The organism is Microbispora siamensis (assembly GCF_016863095.1).
Taxonomy (GTDB): Bacteria; Actinomycetota; Actinomycetes; order Streptosporangiales; family Streptosporangiaceae; genus Microbispora; species Microbispora siamensis.
The window spans coordinates 1-17,485 of record NZ_BOOF01000025.1; the positions used below are offsets into that span (position 1 = coordinate 1).

The 17,485-nt window shown below is 67.3% G+C and carries 23 protein-coding genes; all 23 read left to right on the forward strand.

Translation table 11 applies throughout. The features are described from left to right. Positions 1 to 26: 26 nt before the first annotated feature. The 23 genes from Msi02_RS21065 (at position 27) to rplR (ending at position 17,433) form a co-directional block, all read left to right on the forward strand. Positions 27 to 3,902 (forward strand): DNA-directed RNA polymerase subunit beta', encoded by a 3,876-nt coding sequence (locus Msi02_RS21065; RefSeq protein WP_079319872.1) that lies wholly within the window; start codon positions 27 to 29, stop codon positions 3,900 to 3,902. 579 nt (positions 3,903 to 4,481) lie between these two features. Further along, positions 4,482 to 4,856 (forward strand): 30S ribosomal protein S12, encoded by a 375-nt coding sequence (gene rpsL / locus Msi02_RS21070; protein ID WP_030508316.1) that lies wholly within the window; start codon positions 4,482 to 4,484, stop codon positions 4,854 to 4,856. Between the two features lies 1 nt (position 4,857). Next, positions 4,858 to 5,328: a 30S ribosomal protein S7 gene (rpsG, locus tag Msi02_RS21075; RefSeq protein WP_079319871.1), complete on the forward strand. Its 471-nt coding sequence runs from the start codon at positions 4,858 to 4,860 to the stop codon at positions 5,326 to 5,328. A gap of 84 nt (positions 5,329 to 5,412) precedes the next feature. Continuing rightward, entirely contained in the window at positions 5,413 to 7,461 is a 2,049-nt protein-coding gene (gene fusA / locus Msi02_RS21080; RefSeq protein ID WP_239108594.1) for an elongation factor G, read from the forward strand. Positions 7,462 to 7,555: 94 nt separating this feature from the next. Continuing rightward, complete coding sequence (gene tuf / locus Msi02_RS21085) at positions 7,556 to 8,749, forward strand: elongation factor Tu (RefSeq protein ID WP_079319869.1); 1,194 nt, start codon at positions 7,556 to 7,558, stop codon at positions 8,747 to 8,749. Positions 8,750 to 8,994: 245 nt separating this feature from the next. Further along, on the forward strand, positions 8,995 to 9,303 hold the full coding sequence (rpsJ, locus tag Msi02_RS21090) for a 30S ribosomal protein S10 (protein WP_012887830.1): 309 nt from the start codon (positions 8,995 to 8,997) through the stop codon (positions 9,301 to 9,303). A 13-nt stretch (positions 9,304 to 9,316) separates the two neighbouring features. Beyond that, entirely contained in the window at positions 9,317 to 9,973 is a 657-nt protein-coding gene (rplC, locus tag Msi02_RS21095; protein ID WP_204049919.1) for a 50S ribosomal protein L3, read from the forward strand. After that, positions 9,970 to 10,620 carry a 50S ribosomal protein L4 gene (gene rplD, locus Msi02_RS21100; RefSeq protein WP_079319867.1) on the forward strand — a complete coding sequence of 217 codons (651 nt, stop codon included), beginning with the start codon at positions 9,970 to 9,972 and terminating at the stop codon, positions 10,618 to 10,620. The genes rplC and rplD overlap by 4 nt, the downstream gene beginning before the upstream one ends. Next, a complete protein-coding gene (gene rplW, locus Msi02_RS21105) occupies positions 10,620 to 10,922 on the forward strand; it encodes a 50S ribosomal protein L23 (protein WP_076432505.1) in 303 nt (100 codons plus the stop codon). Before rplD ends, rplW begins: the two co-directional genes overlap by 1 nt. A gap of 130 nt (positions 10,923 to 11,052) precedes the next feature. Then, positions 11,053 to 11,889, forward strand: a complete 837-nt coding sequence (rplB, locus tag Msi02_RS21110; RefSeq protein WP_079319866.1) for a 50S ribosomal protein L2 — start codon at positions 11,053 to 11,055, stop codon at positions 11,887 to 11,889. 11 nt (positions 11,890 to 11,900) lie between these two features. Next, complete coding sequence (rpsS, locus tag Msi02_RS21115; RefSeq protein WP_079319865.1) at positions 11,901 to 12,179, forward strand: 30S ribosomal protein S19; 279 nt, start codon at positions 11,901 to 11,903, stop codon at positions 12,177 to 12,179. Between the two features lie 33 nt (positions 12,180 to 12,212). Beyond that, a complete protein-coding gene (gene rplV, locus Msi02_RS21120; protein WP_079319864.1) occupies positions 12,213 to 12,566 on the forward strand; it encodes a 50S ribosomal protein L22 in 354 nt (117 codons plus the stop codon). Further along, a complete protein-coding gene (gene rpsC, locus Msi02_RS21125) occupies positions 12,566 to 13,414 on the forward strand; it encodes a 30S ribosomal protein S3 (protein ID WP_204049920.1) in 849 nt (282 codons plus the stop codon). The genes rplV and rpsC overlap by 1 nt, the downstream gene beginning before the upstream one ends. A gap of 2 nt (positions 13,415 to 13,416) precedes the next feature. Continuing rightward, a complete protein-coding gene (gene rplP, locus Msi02_RS21130) occupies positions 13,417 to 13,836 on the forward strand; it encodes a 50S ribosomal protein L16 (protein WP_030508327.1) in 420 nt (139 codons plus the stop codon). Next, positions 13,836 to 14,072, forward strand: coding sequence for a 50S ribosomal protein L29 (gene rpmC / locus Msi02_RS21135; RefSeq protein WP_079319874.1), 237 nt, complete (start codon positions 13,836 to 13,838; stop codon positions 14,070 to 14,072). Before rplP ends, rpmC begins: the two co-directional genes overlap by 1 nt. Further along, complete coding sequence (rpsQ, locus tag Msi02_RS21140) at positions 14,065 to 14,352, forward strand: 30S ribosomal protein S17 (protein WP_079319862.1); 288 nt, start codon at positions 14,065 to 14,067, stop codon at positions 14,350 to 14,352. Before rpmC ends, rpsQ begins: the two co-directional genes overlap by 8 nt. A gap of 188 nt (positions 14,353 to 14,540) precedes the next feature. Further along, the gene (gene rplN, locus Msi02_RS21145; RefSeq protein ID WP_030508330.1) at positions 14,541 to 14,909 is read left to right on the forward strand and encodes a 50S ribosomal protein L14; all 369 of its coding nucleotides are present in this window, start codon (positions 14,541 to 14,543) and stop codon (positions 14,907 to 14,909) included. A gap of 8 nt (positions 14,910 to 14,917) precedes the next feature. Beyond that, complete coding sequence (rplX, locus tag Msi02_RS21150; protein ID WP_204050016.1) at positions 14,918 to 15,217, forward strand: 50S ribosomal protein L24; 300 nt, start codon at positions 14,918 to 14,920, stop codon at positions 15,215 to 15,217. Next, positions 15,217 to 15,786 carry a 50S ribosomal protein L5 gene (rplE, locus tag Msi02_RS21155; RefSeq protein WP_030508332.1) on the forward strand — a complete coding sequence of 190 codons (570 nt, stop codon included), beginning with the start codon at positions 15,217 to 15,219 and terminating at the stop codon, positions 15,784 to 15,786. The genes rplX and rplE overlap by 1 nt, the downstream gene beginning before the upstream one ends. A gap of 2 nt (positions 15,787 to 15,788) precedes the next feature. After that, positions 15,789 to 15,974, forward strand: a complete 186-nt coding sequence (locus Msi02_RS21160; RefSeq protein WP_030451489.1) for a type Z 30S ribosomal protein S14 — start codon at positions 15,789 to 15,791, stop codon at positions 15,972 to 15,974. A 113-nt stretch (positions 15,975 to 16,087) separates the two neighbouring features. Beyond that, on the forward strand, positions 16,088 to 16,486 hold the full coding sequence (gene rpsH / locus Msi02_RS21165) for a 30S ribosomal protein S8 (protein ID WP_030508333.1): 399 nt from the start codon (positions 16,088 to 16,090) through the stop codon (positions 16,484 to 16,486). A gap of 18 nt (positions 16,487 to 16,504) precedes the next feature. Further along, on the forward strand, positions 16,505 to 17,047 hold the full coding sequence (rplF, locus tag Msi02_RS21170) for a 50S ribosomal protein L6 (protein ID WP_079319861.1): 543 nt from the start codon (positions 16,505 to 16,507) through the stop codon (positions 17,045 to 17,047). 2 nt (positions 17,048 to 17,049) lie between these two features. Beyond that, positions 17,050 to 17,433, forward strand: a complete 384-nt coding sequence (gene rplR, locus Msi02_RS21175) for a 50S ribosomal protein L18 (RefSeq protein WP_079319860.1) — start codon at positions 17,050 to 17,052, stop codon at positions 17,431 to 17,433. Positions 17,434 to 17,485 lie beyond the last annotated feature (52 nt).

The window sequence follows — 17,485 nt, forward strand, 5'->3', positions numbered from 1 at the left end:
GGTCTGATTCAAAAGGGGATTATCTAGTGCTCGACGTCAACTTCTTCGACGAGCTGCGCATCGGCCTCGCGACCGCCGACGACATCAGGCAGTGGTCGCACGGCGAGGTGAAGAAGCCGGAGACCATCAACTACCGGACCCTCAAGCCGGAGAAGGACGGGCTCTTCTGCGAGAAGATCTTCGGTCCGACCCGGGACTGGGAGTGCTACTGCGGCAAGTACAAGCGCGTCCGCTTCAAGGGCATCATCTGTGAGCGCTGTGGCGTCGAGGTCACGCGCGCCAAGGTGCGCCGCGAGCGGATGGGCCACATCGAGCTGGCCGCTCCGGTCACCCACATCTGGTACTTCAAGGGCGTCCCGTCGCGCCTCGGTTACCTGCTCGACCTGGCCCCGAAGGACCTGGAGAAGGTCATCTACTTCGCGGCGTACATGATCACGCATGTCGACACCGAGATGCGTGACCGCGACCTGCCGTCGCTGGAGGCGAAGATCTCCGTCGAGCGGCAGCACATCGAGCAGCGCCGTGACGCCGACATCGAGGCCCGCCAGAAGAAGCTCGAGGCCGACCTGGCCGAGCTGGAGGCCACCGGCGCCAAGGGCGACGCCCGCCGCAAGGTGCGTGAGGGCGCCGACCGCGAGATGCGCCAGCTCCGCGACCGGGCCCAGCGCGAGCTGGACCGCCTCGAGGAGGTCTGGAGCCGCTTCAAGAACCTCAAGGTCCAGGACCTGGAGGGCGACGAGCTGCTCTACCGCGAGATGCGCGACCGGTTCGGCCGCTACTTCCGCGGCGGCATGGGCGCCCAGGCCATCCAGGAGCGGCTGGCCAGCTTCGACCTGGAGGCCGAGGCGGAGAACCTGCGGGAGACCATCCGCAGCGGCAAGGGCCAGAAGAAGGCCCGCGCCCTCAAGCGGCTCAAGGTCGTCGCGGCGTTCCTCAACACCCGCAACTCGCCGAGCGGCATGGTCCTCGACTGCATCCCGGTGATCCCGCCGGACCTGCGGCCGATGGTCCAGCTCGACGGTGGCCGCTTCGCCACCTCGGACCTGAACGACCTGTACCGCCGGGTCATCAACCGGAACAACCGCCTCAAGCGTCTGCTCGACCTCGGCGCGCCCGAGATCATCGTGAACAACGAGAAGCGGATGCTCCAGGAGGCCGTCGACGCCCTGTTCGACAACGGCCGCCGCGGCCGCCCGGTCACGGGCCCCGGCAACCGTCCGCTGAAGTCCCTCAGCGACATGCTGAAGGGTAAGCAGGGTCGTTTCCGGCAGAACCTGCTCGGCAAGCGCGTCGACTACTCCGGCCGTTCGGTCATCGTCGTCGGCCCGCAGCTCAAGCTCCACCAGTGCGGCCTGCCCAAGCAGATGGCGCTGGAGCTGTTCAAGCCGTTCGTGATGAAGCGCCTGGTCGATCTCAACCACGCGCAGAACATCAAGTCCGCCAAGCGGATGGTCGAGCGGTCCAAGCCGGTCGTGTGGGACGTGCTGGAAGAGGTCATCACCGAGCACCCGGTGCTGCTCAACCGTGCGCCCACCCTGCACCGCCTGGGCATCCAGGCCTTCGAGCCGCAGCTCGTCGAGGGCAAGGCCATCCAGATCCACCCGCTCGTCTGCACCGCGTTCAACGCGGACTTCGACGGCGACCAGATGGCGGTGCACCTGCCGCTGTCGGCCGAGGCCCAGGCCGAGGCCCGGATCCTGATGCTGTCCACCAACAACATCCTCAAGCCGGCGGACGGCAAGCCGGTGACGATGCCCACCCAGGACATGGTCATCGGTCTGTACTGGCTGACCACCCAGAAGGAGGGTGGCCTCGGCGAGGGCCGGGTGTTCGCCACGGTGTCGGAGGCCCTCATGGCCTTCGACCGCCACGAGCTGGACATCCAGGCCAAGATCCAGGTGCGGCTCAAGGACGTCCCGCCGCCGCGCGGCTGGGAGGCCCCCGAGGGCTGGGAGTCCGGCGACCCGATCCGGCTGGAGACCACGCTGGGCCGGTGCCTGTTCAACCAGACGCTGCCCGCCAACTACCCCTTCGTGAACTACCAGGTCGGCAAGAAGCAGCTCTCGGCGATCGTCAACGAGCTGGCCGAGCGGTACCCGAAGGTGGAGGTGGCCAACGCGCTCGACTCGCTGAAGGACGCGGGCTTCTACTGGGCGACCCGCGCCGGTGTCACGATCTCCATCGAGGACGTCGTGGCGCCGCCGAACAAGGCCGAGATCATGGAGTCGTACGAGAGGCGGGCCGACAAGGTCCAGCGGGAGTACGACCGCGGTCTGATCACCGACGAGGAGCGCCGTCAGGAGCTCATCGAGATCTGGACCCACGCGACGGCGGACGTCGAGACCGACATGGTCAACGCGTTCCCGGCGACCAACCCGGTCTGGATGATGGTCAACTCGGGCGCCCGCGGTAACCGCATGCAGGTCCGGCAGATCGCCGGCATCCGCGGCCTGGTGTCCAACACCAAGGGTGAGACGATCCCGCGGCCGATCAAGTCCTCCTTCCGCGAGGGCCTGTCGGTGCTGGAGTACTTCATCTCGACCCACGGTCAGCGGAAGGGTCTGGCGGACACCGCCCTGCGGACCGCCGACTCGGGTTACCTGACCCGTCGTCTGGTCGACGTCGCGCAGGACGTCATCGTGCGCGAGATCGACTGCGGCACCGACCGGGCCGTCCCGCTGCACGTCGGCGAGCGCGACTCCCAGGGCAACCTGGTCAAGGCCGAGAACGCCGAGAGCAACGTGCACGGCCGCATCCTGGCCGAGGACGTCGAGGTGGACGGCAAGCTCATCGCCTCGGCGGGCGTCGACATCAACGACGACGTGGTGACGGCGCTGGTCAACGCCGGCATCGAGACGGTCAGGACCCGCAGCACGCTCGTCTGCGAGGCCAAGATCGGTGTCTGCGCGACCTGCTACGGCCGTTCGCTGGCCACCGGCAAGCTCGTGGACGTCGGCGAGGCCGTCGGCATCATCGCGGCCCAGTCGATCGGTGAGCCCGGCACCCAGCTGACCATGCGTACCTTCCACACCGGTGGTGTGGCGGGCGCCGACATCACCCACGGTCTGCCGCGTGTCCAGGAGCTGTTCGAGGCCCGCATCCCCAAGGGTGTGGCCCCGATCAGCGAGGTCGCCGGCCGGGTCCGGATCGACGAGACCGACAAGACTCGCAAGATCGTCATCACTCCGGACGACGGCTCCGACGAGGTCGCCTACCCGGTGTCGATGCGGTCGCGCCTGCTGGTCTCCGAGGGGCAGCACGTGGACGTCGGCCAGCTCCTGGTCGCCGGTGCGCGCAACCCGAACGAGGTCCTGCGGATCCTCGGCCCGCGTGCCGTCCAGCTCCACCTGGTGGACGAGGTGCAGCAGGTCTATCGCTCGCAGGGTGTGTCGATCCACGACAAGCACATCGAGGTCATCGTCCGGCAGATGCTCAAGCGCGTGAACGTGCTGGAGTCCGGCGACACCGAGCTGCTGCCCGGTGAGCTGGTCGAGCGGCCGCGCTTCGAGGCGATGAACCGTCAGACCGTGGCGGAGGGCGGCCAGCCGGCCTCCGGCCGTCCGGTCCTGATGGGCATCACCAAGGCCTCGCTGGCCACCGAGTCGTGGCTGTCGGCGGCGTCCTTCCAGGAGACGACGCGAGTCCTCACCGACGCGGCGATCCACGCCAAGTCGGACTCGCTGCTCGGCCTCAAGGAGAACGTCATCATCGGTAAGCTCATCCCGGCCGGTACGGGCATGCCCCAGTACCGCAACATCCGGGTGGAGCCGACCGAGGAGGCCAAGGCCGCGATGTACACGGTCGGCGGCTACGACGGCTCGGCGGCGGACTACACCTTCGGCTCCGGCAGCGGCGAGGCCGTCCCGCTGGAGGAGTACGACTTCGGTCAGTACGGCCGTTGACAGGTCGCCGCGGTGAGCGATCGCCGCGGCGGGGACGTACGGAAGCGGCCCGGGGCATCACGCCCCGGGCCGCTTCCGGTTTGTCCGGCCGCCCGCCCGGCCGCCCGAGCGTGCCGGGCGCGCGACGCAGGGCGGGGACGGTGCGGAAACCGTGAGAAGCCCCTCGTGGGGACGGTATGATGGGGGGCCGAGTCCTTCGGCGGTCCGTCGTGGGCCGTCGGCGCAGCGGCACGTCGAGACAGCGGGGCACGTCCCTCCGGGGCGTCCTCCTCTGTTTTGACGTGTTGTACGGGGGCGGGTAGGCTTTACCTTCGTGCCCGTCTGTGGGCTCGCATGCGTGCGCTCAAATGCCGCTTCCCGACGAGGGAGGCGTGTGGGGGCGCCGTGTGATTCCTCCAGATCGACCGGGTCCGCCCGGGTGTGATGCGACAAGAGCGCGACACGCCCGAGCGCGGGGGTCGAAGGGGATGGAAAAACAGCAGGTCATGACACCGGCAGTACCTGCAAGCCTGGGAGAGGCGGCATCGCCACCTCGATCGGGTCCTACGTATCACCGGCTAGGCACGAAACGGAGACGCGGTGCCCACCATTCAGCAGTTGGTCCGAAAGGGCCGGCAGGACAAGGTCAGCAAGACCAAGACTCCTGCCCTCAAGGGGAGCCCGCAGCGGCGCGGCGTTTGCACCCGCGTTTACACGACGACCCCCAAGAAGCCCAACTCGGCGCTGCGCAAGGTGGCCCGTGTTCGGCTCACCAACGGCATCGAGGTCACGGCTTACATCCCCGGGGTGGGCCACAACCTCCAGGAGCACTCGATGGTGCTCGTGCGTGGTGGTCGTGTGAAGGACCTGCCGGGTGTTCGCTACAAGATCATCCGTGGTTCGCTGGACACCCAGGCCGTCCGCAACCGCAAGCAGGCCCGCAGCCGTTACGGCGCTAAGAAGGAGAAGAGCTGACATGCCGCGCAAGGGTTCCCCTGGCCGCCGCCAGCTGGTCGCTGACCCGGTGCACAACTCGCCGCTGGTCACCGCGCTCATCAACAAGGTTCTCCTGGACGGCAAGCGCTCCCTCGCGCAGTCGATCGTCTACGGCGCCCTCGAGGGCTGCAAGGACAAGACCGGCAACGACCCGGTCGTCACCCTCAAGCGTGCTCTCGACAACGTCCGTCCGACGCTCGAGGTGAAGAGCCGCCGCGTCGGTGGCGCCACCTACCAGGTGCCGGTCGAGGTCAAGGCCTCGCGCAGCACCACGCTGGCCCTGCGGTGGATCGTCCAGTACTCCCGGGCGCGCCGCGAGAAGACCATGACCGAGCGGCTCATGAACGAGCTGCTCGACGCGAGCAACGGCCTCGGCGCCAGCGTCAAGCGGCGCGAGGACACGCACAAGATGGCCGAGTCCAACAAGGCCTTCGCCCACTACCGCTGGTAGTGAGCACCGACGACGAGTTAAGGACGCGAAGAAGTGGCCACCACGACCGCTCTTGACCTGGCCAGGGTCCGCAACATCGGGATCATGGCCCATATCGACGCGGGCAAGACCACGACGACTGAGCGCATCCTGTTCTACACCGGCATCAACTACAAGATCGGTGAGGTCCACGAGGGCGCTGCCACCATGGACTGGATGGAGCAGGAGCAGGAGCGCGGCATCACGATCACGTCCGCCGCGACCACCTGTAGCTGGCTTGATCACACGATCAACATCATCGACACGCCCGGACACGTGGACTTCACCATCGAGGTCGAGCGGTCGCTGCGTGTTCTCGACGGCGCGGTCGCGGTGTTCGACGGTGTCGCGGGCGTGGAGCCGCAGTCGGAGACGGTCTGGCGCCAGGCCGACCGCTACGGCGTGCCCCGCATCTGCTTCGTCAACAAGATGGACCGGGTCGGCGCGGAGTTCCACCGCTGTGTCGACATGATGATCAACCGGCTGGGCTCCACCCCGGCGGTCATCCAGCTTCCCTGGGGCGTCGAGGCCGATTTCAAGGGCGTCATCGACCTGGTGAAGATGAAGGGCCTGCTCTGGAGCGCCGAGGCGGCCAAGGGCGAGATGTACGACACCGTCGACATCCCGGCCGACCACGCCGAAGCGGCCCGTGAGTGGCGCGACAAGCTGGTCGAGACCGTCGCGGAGAACGACGACGAGCTCATGGAGCTCTTCCTTGAGGGCGTCGAGCCCAGCGAGGAGCAGCTCGTCGCGGCCATCCGCCGGGCGACCATCAGCGGCGCGATCAACCCGGTCCTGTGCGGCACCGCGTTCAAGAACAAGGGCGTGCAGCCCCTGCTCGACGCGATCGTCGCCTACCTCCCGGCTCCCACCGACATCCCGGCCTTCAAGGGCCACGCGGTGGGCAACGAGGAGGAGATCGTCGAGCGTCACGCGGACCCGAACGAGCCGTTCGCCGCCCTGGCCTTCAAGATCATGAGCGACCCGCACCTGGGCAAGCTGACCTACATCCGCGTCTACTCCGGAACGCTCGAGGCCGGCACCACCGTGGTGAACTCGGTCAAGGGCAAGAAGGAGCGGATCGGCAAGATCTACCAGATGCACGCAAACAAGCGCGAGGAGCGCCCGACCGCGACCGCTGGTCAGATCGTGGCCGTCATGGGCCTGAAGGACACCACCACCGGTGACACCCTCTCGGACCCGGTCAAGCAGGTCGTCCTCGAGTCGATGACCTTCCCGGCGCCGGTCATCAACGTGGCCATCGAGCCCAAGACCAAGGGCGACCAGGAGAAGCTGGGCACCGCGATCCAGCGGCTGGCCGAGGAGGACCCGTCCTTCCAGGTCCGCCGTGACGAGGAGACCGGCCAGACGGTCATCTGGGGTATGGGCGAGCTCCACCTGGAGATCCTCGTCGACCGGATGCGCCGCGAGTTCAAGGTCGAGGCGAACGTCGGCCGCCCGCAGGTCGCCTACCGCGAGACCATCCGCCGCAAGGTGGAGAAGGTCGAGTACACGCACAAGAAGCAGACCGGTGGTTCCGGCCAGTTCGCGCGCGTGATCATCGACCTGGAGCCGCTGGGCGAGGGCAACGACGGTTACGAGTTCGAGAACAAGGTCACCGGTGGCCGCATCCCGCGGGAGTACATCCCGTCGGTGGACGCGGGTGCGCAGGAGGCGGCCGAGTTCGGTGTGCTCGCCGGCTACCCGATGGTCGGCGTCAAGGTCACGCTTCAGGACGGCGCCTTCCACGAGGTCGACTCGTCGGAAATGGCCTTCAAGATCGCCGGTTCGATGGCCTTCAAGGAGGCCGCGCGCAAGGCAGACGCCGTACTCCTCGAGCCGATGATGGCCGTCGAGGTCACCACGCCCGAGGACTACATGGGAGACGTCATCGGCGACCTGAACGGTCGTCGCGGACAGATCCAGGCAATGGACGAACGGTCCGGCGCCCGCGTCATCAGGGCGCTCGTTCCGCTCTCCGAGATGTTCGGCTACGTGGGTGACCTGCGCAGCCGCACTCAGGGACGGGCGAGCTACAGCATGCAGTTCGACTCCTACGCGGAGGTGCCCCCGGGCATCGCCAAGGAGATCGTCGCGAAGGCTCGGGGCGAATAGTTCCGCTCGGTGCACGGCGGGGGAGTGCCTCCGCCGTGCACAGCCTGAGGGTAGAAGACGCAAGTCAAGTCAGAATCTCTAAGGAGACAGATCAGTGGCCAAGGCCAAGTTCGAGCGGAACAAGCCGCACGTGAACATCGGCACCATTGGGCACATCGACCACGGCAAGACCACTCTGACCGCGGCGATCACCAAGGTGCTTCACGACCGTTTCCCGCAGCTCAACGAGGCGACCCCGTTCGACAAGATCGACAAGGCGCCCGAGGAGAAGGCTCGCGGAATCACCATCTCCATCGCGCACGTCGAGTACCAGACCGAGAAGCGCCACTACGCTCACGTGGACTGCCCCGGTCACGCCGACTACGTGAAGAACATGATCACCGGTGCCGCCCAGATGGACGGCGCGATCCTGGTGGTCGCGGCGACCGACGGCCCGATGCCGCAGACGAAGGAGCACGTCCTCCTGGCCCGCCAGGTCGGCGTTCCCTACATCGTCGTGGCCCTCAACAAGGCCGACATGGTCGACGACGAGGAGATCCTGGAGCTCGTCGAGCTCGAGGTCCGCGAGCTGCTGTCCGCCCAGGAGTTCCCGGGCGACGACCTGCCGGTCGTGCGCGTATCGGCGCTCAAGGCGCTCGAGGGCGACGAGAAGTGGGGCGACTCCATCATCGAGCTCATGAACGCCGTGGACGAGAACGTCCCCGAGCCGGTTCGTGACACCGACAAGCCGTTCCTCATGCCGATCGAGGACGTGTTCTCGATCACCGGTCGCGGCACCGTCGTCACCGGCCGTATCGAGCGCGGTGTCGTCAAGGTCAACGAGACCGTCGACATCATCGGCATCAAGGAGAAGAGCACCACGACGACCGTCACCGGCGTCGAGATGTTCCGCAAGCTCCTCGACGAGGGCCAGGCCGGTGACAACGTCGGTCTGCTCCTGCGCGGCATCAAGCGCGAGGAGGTCGAGCGCGGTCAGTGTGTCATCAAGCCGGGCACGACCACCCCGCACACCGAGTTCGAGGCGCAGGTCTACATCCTGTCCAAGGACGAGGGCGGCCGCCACACGCCGTTCTTCAACAACTACCGTCCTCAGTTCTACTTCCGTACGACTGACGTGACGGGCGTGGTGAACCTGCCGGAGGGCACCGAGATGGTCATGCCCGGTGACAACACCGAGATGACCGTCCAGCTCATCCAGCCGGTCGCCATGGAAGAGGGCCTGAAGTTCGCGATCCGCGAGGGTGGCCGCACCGTCGGCGCCGGTCGCGTCACGAAGGTCATCAAGTAGCAGCACCGCTGGGCGGCGGTCGGGTCCACAAGGGCCTGACCGCCGCACCGCGCAGGGGCCGGAGACGGTCCCCCACGGACGACGAGACCGTGATCTCGCAGTGCTTTCGGCCGCACTTCGACCGAAGCCACTGCCAGATCACGGAACACCGGACAGGATCCGGGCGTCGGTCATGTGGAAACAGACCTGCGGCAACAGGCCGCGCGATGCTTTATAGGACGACAGCGAAGGACACCGAGGCCATTATGGCGGGACAGAAGATCCGCATCCGGCTTAAGGCGTATGACCACGAGGTCATCGACAGCTCGGCCAAGAAGATCGTCGAGACGGTGACGCGGACCGGCGCCAAGGTCGCTGGCCCGGTGCCGCTGCCGACCGAGAAGAACGTGTACTGCGTCATCCGGTCGCCGCACAAGTACAAGGACAGCCGCGAGCACTTTGAGATGCGTACGCACAAGCGGCTGATTGACATCATCGACCCGACGCCGAAGACGGTCGACTCGCTCATGCGTCTCGACCTTCCCGCCGGCGTGGACATCTCGATCAAGCTCTAAGGAACGCACTGACATGGCTAAGCAGATCAAGGGCGTCCTGGGCAAGAAGCTCGGCATGACCCAGGTCTTCGATGAGGCGAACCGGGTGATCCCGGTCACCGTCGTCGAGGCCGGTCCGTGCGTGGTGACCCGGGTCCGCACTCCGGAGAAGGACGGCTACTCCGCCGTTCAGCTCGGCTACGGGCAGATCGACCCGCGCAAGGTGAACAAGCCCCTGGGCGACTACCTGCGCAAGCACGACATCACCCCGCGCCGCTACTTCGCCGAGGTTCGCACCGACGACGCCTCCGAGTACACGATCGGCCAGGAGATCCTCGCCGACACCTTCGAGGCCGGCCAGTACGTCGACGTCACGGGCAAGAGCAAGGGCAAGGGCTACGCCGGTGTCATGAAGCGCCACAACTTCCGTGGTCTGGGCGCTTCGCACGGTACCCAGCGCAAGCACCGCTCCCCGGGTTCCATCGGTGGCTGCGCCACCCCGGGCCGCGTCTTCAAGGGCCTGCGCATGGCCGGCCGGATGGGCAACGTCCGCACGACGGTCCAGAGCCTCAAGGTGCACGCCGTGGACGCCGAGAAGGGCCTCATCCTGATCAAGGGTGCGATCCCCGGTGCCAACGGCAGCCTGGTCCTCCTCCGCACCGCTGCCAAGAAGGGGGTTGCTGCGAAGTGACCACGACCATTGACGTCCTCGACGCCAGCGGCGCCAAGACGGGGACCGTCGACCTCCCCGAGGAGGTCTTCGGGACCAAGGTCAACGTCCCGCTGATCCACCAGGTGGTCGTCGCCCAGCTCGCCGCTCGCCGGCAGGGCACCCACGCCACCAAGACCCGCGGTGACGTCTCCGGCGGCGGCAAGAAGCCGTACCGGCAGAAGGGCACCGGCCGCGCCCGCCAGGGTTCGACCCGCGCTCCGCAGTTCGCCGGCGGTGGCACCGTCCACGGCCCGCAGCCGCGCTCGTACGCGCAGCGGACGCCCAAGAAGATGAAGGCGGCGGCCCTGAAGGGCGCGCTGTCCGACCGCGCCGGCGGCGGCCGCGTCCACGTGGTGAGCAGCCTGGTCACGGGTGACACGCCCAAGACCAAGGCCGCCCTGGAGGCGCTGCGCAAGATCACGCAGGCCCGCAGCGTGCTCGTCGTGGTCGACGAGAACGACGAGCTCACCTGGCTGAGCCTGCGCAACGCGCCCGAGGTCCACCTGCTGGACGCGGGACAGCTGAACACCTACGACGTGCTCTGCCACGACGACGTGGTCTTCACCCGTGAGGCCTACGACCAGGTCGTGGCCCGGCTGGCGAACAGCGGGAAGGAAGAGGCCTGATGCAGAAGATCGCCGACCCGCGCGACATCATCCTCAAGCCGATCGTCTCCGAGAAGAGCTACGGCCTGATCGATGAGCACAACAAGTACACGTTCCTGGTGCGCAAGGGTGCCAACAAGACGCAGGTGAAGATCGCCGTCGAGCAGATCTTCGGCGTCAAGGTGACCGGCGTGAACACGATCAACCGTCAGGGCAAGCGCAAGCGGACCCGGCACGGCTACGGCCAGCGCCCGGACACCAAGCGCGCGATCGTGAGCCTGGCCGAGGGCGAGCGGATCGACATCTTCGGTCAGATCGGCTAGCACCTGCCGCAGCGGGGAGAGGGGCCCCTCGCCACCGAGCGAGGGACCGGCCCCGAGGAAGAAAGCACCGGGGGGACCGCCGTGAGGCGGACCCCGACCGGTACGAACCGACGAAGGATGAACGAAAAAGATGGGCATCCGTAAGTACAAGCCGACGACTCCGGGTCGGCGCGGCGCGAGCGTCTCGGACTTCGCCGAGATCACGCGCAGCACGCCGGAGAAGTCGCTGCTTGCCCCACTGCACAGCAAGGGCGGCCGTAACGTCCACGGCCGGGTGACCGCCCGGCACCAGGGAGGCGGGCACAAGCGCGCCTACCGGATCATCGACTTCCGCCGCCACGACAAGGACGGGATCCCGGCCAAGGTCGCGCACATCGAGTACGACCCGAACCGCACCTCCCGCATCGCGCTGCTGCACTACGCCGACGGCGAGAAGCGCTACATCCTCGCCCCGGTCGGCCTCAAGCAGGGGGACCAGGTCGAGAACGGCCCCACGGCCGACATCAAGCCGGGCAACTGCCTGCCGCTGCGCAACATCCCGACCGGTACCTTCATCCACGCGGTGGAGTTGCGTCCCGGTGGCGGCGCCAAGCTCGGCCGTAGCGCCGGCGCGCAGATCCAGCTGCTCGCCAAGGAGGGCATGTACGCCACGCTGCGTATGCCGTCCGGAGAAATGCGTCAGGTCGACGTGCGCTGCCGGGCCTCGGTGGGCCAGGTGGGCAACGCCGAGCAGGCCAACATCAGCATCGGCAAGGCCGGCCGCAACCGCTGGAAGGGCAAGCGCCCCACGGTCCGCGGTGTCGCCATGAACCCGGTCGACCACCCGCACGGCGGTGGTGAGGGCAAGACCTCCGGTGGTCGCCACCCGGTGAACCCGAAGGGCAAGCCCGAGGGCCGCACCCGGCAGCCGAACAAGCCCAGCGACCGGCTGATCATCCGTCGTCGGAGCAAGAGGAAGAAGCGGTAGGAGCAGCCGAAATGCCACGTAGTCTTAAGAAGGGTCCCTTCGTGGACGATCACCTTCAGAAGAAGGTGGACGCCCAGAACGAGAAGGGCACCAAGAACGTCATCAAGACGTGGTCGCGGCGCTCCATGATCGTGCCCGACATGATCGGCCACACGATCGCCGTGCACGACGGCCGCAAGCACGTCCCGGTGTTCATCACCGAGTCGATGATCGGTCACAAGCTCGGTGAGTTCGCCCCCACGCGGACGTTCCGCAGCCACGTCAAGGAAGACCGCCGCAGCCGGCGGTAAGCGCCTTCAAGCCAGCAGTTAGAGGAGAAAGCGATGGAAGCCAGGGCACAGGCGCGGTACGCGCGCCACACGCCCCGGAAGGCCCGCCGCGTGGTGGACCTCATTCGCGGGCTGCCCGCTTCGGAGGCGCAGGCCGTGCTGCAGTTCGCTCCCCAGGCGGCGAGCGAGACCGTTTACAAGGTGCTCTCGAGCGCGATCGCGAACGCTGAGCACAACTTCAAGCTCGACCGGGACACGCTCTTCGTGAGCCGGGCGTGGGTCGACGAGGGCCCGACGCTCAAGCGCTTCCGCCCGCGTGCCCAGGGTCGTGCCTATCGGATCAACAAGCGGACCAGCCACATCACTGTGATCGTGGAGTCCCGCGAGCCGAAGGGAAGGACCCGCTAGTGGGCCAGAAGGTTAACCCGCACGGGTTCCGCCTCGGCATCACGACCGACTTCAAGAGCCGGTGGTACGCCGACAAGCTGTACAAGTCGTACGTCGCCGAGGACGTGGCGATCCGTCGCATGCTGCAGAAGGGCATGGAGCGGGCCGGCATCTCCAAGGTCGAGATCGAGCGCACGACCGACCGCGTCCAGGTCGACATCCACACCGCCCGGCCGGGCATCGTCATCGGCCGCCGCGGCGCCGAGGCCGACCGCATCCGCGGCGACCTGGAGAAGCTGACCAAGAAGCAGGTCCAGCTGAACATCCTCGAGGTGAAGAACCCCGAGATCGACGCGCAGCTCGTCGCGCAGGGCGTGGCCGAGCAGCTGTCCAGCCGCGTCTCGTTCCGCCGGGCCATGCGCAAGGCCATGCAGTCCGCCATGAAGAGCGGGGCCAAGGGCATCCGTGTCCAGTGCTCCGGCCGTCTGGGCGGTGCCGAGATGTCGCGCTCGGAGTTCTACCGCGAGGGCCGCGTGCCCCTGCACACGCTCCGTGCGGACGTGGACTTCGGCTTCTACGAGGCCCGCACCACCTTCGGCCGCATCGGCGTGAAGGTGTGGATCTACAAGGGCGAGGCCCCGACCAGCCGTTCCGAGCGGGAGGCGGCTGCGGCCGGCGCCCGCGCGGGCCAGCGTCGCGAGCGTGACGACCGTCGCGGTGGCGCGGGCGAGCGTCCGCGTCGTGGCGGCGGCGACCGTCCCCGTCGTGGCGGCGCGGGCCGTAACGACCGTGCACCCAGGACTGAGGCGGCCGCGCAGGCCGCCCCCGAGACCGGCCCGGCGGAGCAGCCGGGTGCTGAAGGGAGCTGACCATGCTGATCCCGCGCAGGGTCAAGCACCGTAAGCAGCACCGGCCCGACCGCAGCGGCGCCGCCAAGGGCGGCACCCGGGTCGTCTTCGGCGAGTTCGGCATTCAGGCGCTTGAGCACTCCTACGTGACCAACCGCCAGATCGAGGCCGCGCGTATCGCCATGACCCGGCACATCCGCCGTGGCGGCAAGGTGTGGATCAACATCTTCCCGGACCGCCCCCTGACGAAGAAGCCGGCCGAGACCCGTATGGGTTCCGGTAAGGGCTCTCCGGAGTGGTGGATCGCCAATGTCAAGCCCGGCCGTGTCATGTTCGAGCTGTCCGGTGTCGCCGAGCCCGTGGCCCGCGAGGCCATGCGGCGCGCGATGCACAAGCTCCCCATGAAGTGCCGTTTCGTCAAGCGTGAAGTGGGTGAGGCGTGATGGCTAAGGGTCTGACCGCCGCGGAGCTGCGTGTCGAGGACCAGGAGGTGCTGGTCCAGAAGCTGAAGGAAGCCAAGGAGGAGCTGTTCAACCTCCGCTTCCAGGCGGCGACGGGTCAGCTGGAGAGCCACGGGCGGCTGCGCGCCGTCCGCCGCGAGATCGCCCGCATCTACACCGTGATGCGCGAGCGCGAGCTCGGAATCGTCACGGTCGAGAAGGAGCCGAGCGATGTCTGAAGCAACCGAGACCCCGACCACCGAGACGCAGCGGAACTACCGCAAGACCCGTGAGGGCCTGGTCGTCAGCGACAAGATGGACAAGACCGTCGTCGTCGCCGTCGAGGACCGCGTCAAGCACCCGCTGTACGGCAAGGTCATCCGCCGTACGACCAAGTACAAGGCCCACGACGAGCAGAACGCCTGCGGCGTCGGCGACCGCGTCCTCCTGATGGAGACCCGGCCGCTCTCGGCCACCAAGCGGTGGCGGGTCGTCGAGATCCTCGAGAAGGCCAAGTAACACCACAGACGCGCCTCGTGGGGGGTGGGAGACCGCCCCCCATGATGGCGTCCAAGGGGCGGGGCCGGCCATCGGTCCCGTCCGCCCGCGGCGGCGGTCGTACGGCTGTCGCCGAGGGAAAAAGACCACATCAGGTTCGGCCAGGCTCACCACGAGGGTGAGAACCGGCACGACACACAGGAGTAGACGTGATCCAGCAGGAGTCGCGGCTCAAGGTCGCCGACAACACGGGTGCCAAGGAGATCCTTTGCATCCGCGTGCTCGGTGGCTCGGGTCGGCGCTACGCGGGAATCGGCGACATCATCGTGGGCACGGTGAAGGACGCCATTCCCGGCGGAGGCGTTAAGAAAGGCGACGTTGTCAAGGCTGTCGTGGTGCGCACCGTGAAGGAGCGCCGCCGCCCCGACGGCTCCTACATCCGCTTCGACGAGAACGCCGCCGTCATCATCAAGGACAGCGGCGACCCCCGGGGCACCCGCATCTTCGGCCCGGTGGGCCGTGAACTGCGCGACAAGAAGTTCATGCGCATCATCTCGCTCGCGCCGGAGGTGCTGTGATGCCGAAGCTGCACGTGAAGAAGGGCGACCTCGTCCAGGTCATCGCCGGCAAGGACAAGGGCGCCAAGGGCCGGATCATCGCCGCCTACCCGCGTGACGAGCGCGTGGTGGTCGAGGGCGTCAACATGATCAAGAAGCACTCCAAGGTCACCAACCAGGGCCCGCGCGGCGCCAAGGAAGGCGGCGTGCAGACCATGGAGGCTCCCATCCACGTGAGCAACGTCAAGAAGCTCAAGGATGACGAGAAGAAGCCCGAGAAGAAGGCCGCCGACAAGGGCGAGGCCGAGGCGACGGGTGAGGACAGCTGATGACCGCCACGACTGAAGAGCGCACCGTTCCGCGCCTCAAGCAGCGCTACCGCGAGGAGATCATCGCGAAGCTGCGCGAGGAGTTCGGCATCGAGAACATCATGCAGGTGCCCACGATCACCAAGATCAAGGTGAACATGGGTGTCGGCGAGGCCGCCCGCGACTCGAAGCTCATCGAGGGCGCCGTGCGCGACCTGACCGCCATCACCGGCCAGAAGCCGGCCGTCGCCCGCGCCCGCAAGTCCATCGCGCAGTTCAAGCTGCGTGAGGGCATGCCGATCGGCGCGCACGTGACGCTGCGCGGCGACCGCATGTGGGAGTTCCTCGACCGCCTGCTGTCCCTGGCGCTGCCGCGTATCCGGGACTTCCGCGGCCTGTCGCCGAAGCAGTTCGACGGCAACGGCAACTACACCTTCGGCCTCACCGAGCAGGTCATGTTCCACGAGGTCGACCAGGACAAGGTGGACCGGCAGCGGGGCATGGACATCACGGTCGTGACCACCGCGAAGAACGACGAGCAGGGCCGGGCGCTGCTGAAGCTCCTCGGTTTCCCCTTCAAGGAGGCCTGATCATGGCGAAGACGTCGCTGAAGGTCAAGGCAGCGCGCAAGCAGAAGTTCGAGGTCCGGGCGTACACTCGTTGCTCCCGCTGCGGCCGTCCCCGCGCTGTCTACCGCAAGTTCGGGCTGTGCCGCGTGTGCTTCCGCGAGATGGCGCACCGGGGCGAGCTGCCCGGCATCACCAAGTCGAGCTGGTAAGCCCTCCGCGGGCCAGCTGCACCAGAAGTCATATCAACCGGGCGCTGACCACAGCGCCCACGACCACACCGAAGGTCCCATCGGGGAAACCGCGGTGAGGAAGGCCACCGGCCATGACGATGACCGACCCGATCGCAGACATGCTGACGCGTCTGCGTAACGCGAACTCGGCCTATCACGACACCGTGAGCATGCCTTACTCCAAGATCAAGGCGCACATCGCGGAAATCCTCCAGCAGGAGGGCTACATCCAGGGCTGGAGCGTCGAGGACGCGAAGGTTGGCAAGAACCTCGTGATGGAGCTGAAGTTCGGCCCCAGCCGCGAGCGCGCCATCGCGGGCCTGCGCCGGGTGTCCAAGCCCGGTCTGCGGGTCTATGCAAAGAAGGACAACCTGCCCCGCGTTCTGGGCGGTCTGGGCGTCGCGATCATCTCGACGTCCGGCGGCCTGATGACGGACCGGCAGGCGAGCAAGCGTGGAGTGGGCGGGGAAGTCCTCGCCTACGTCTGGTAACGAGGGGAGGCACTCAGCATGTCGCGAATCGGACGGCTGCCCATCCCCGTACCGGCGGGTGTCGACATCACGATCGACGGCCGGGAAGTCCAGGTCAAGGGGCCCAAGGGCACGCTCACTCACACGGTCGCCGAGCCCATCGAGGTCTCGCGTGGCGAGGACGGCACCATCGCCGTCACCCGCCCGAACGACGAGAACAAGGTCCGTGCGCTGCACGGTCTGTCCCGCACGCTCATCGCCAACATGGTGGCGGGTGTCACGCAGGGCTACACGAAGACGCTCGAGATCGTCGGCGTCGGTTACCGCGTCCAGGCCAAGGGCCCGACGGAGCTGGAGTTCTCGCTGGGCTTCAGCCACCCGGTGATCGTCAAGGCCCCCGAGGGCGTCAGCTTCCGCGTCGAGAAGCCGACCCTGTTCCACGTGGACGGCATCGACAAGCAGAGGGTCGGCGAGGTCGCCGCCAACATCAGGAAGCTGCGCAAGCCGGACCCGTACAAGGGCAAGGGCGTGCGCTACCAGGGCGAGGTTGTCCGCCGCAAGGTCGGAAAGGCTGGTAAGTAGGCATGGCTGGAAAGACTGCGTTCGGCAAGCACACGGCCGCCCGCACGGTCTCCCGGGCCCGCCGGCACCGCCGTGTCCGCAAGAACGTCTTCGGCACGGCCGAGCGTCCGCGCCTGGTCGTCAACCGGTCCACGCGTCACCTGTTCGTGCAGATCGTCGACGACACTCAGGGCCACACGCTGGTGAGCGCGTCCACCATGGACGTCTCGCTGCGCGGCGCCGAGGGTGACAAGACCGAGAAGGCGAAGAAGGTCGGCGAGCTTCTCGCTCAGCGGGCCAAGACCGCCGGGATCACCGCTGTCGTGTTCGACCGCGGTGGCAACCGCTACGCGGGGCGCATCGCCGCTCTCGCGGACAGCGCCCGTGAAGGCGGGCTGGAGTTCTGATGACTCCGGTCCGGGGGTCGCGACTGACGACCCGTCCCAAGAGCAACGAGAA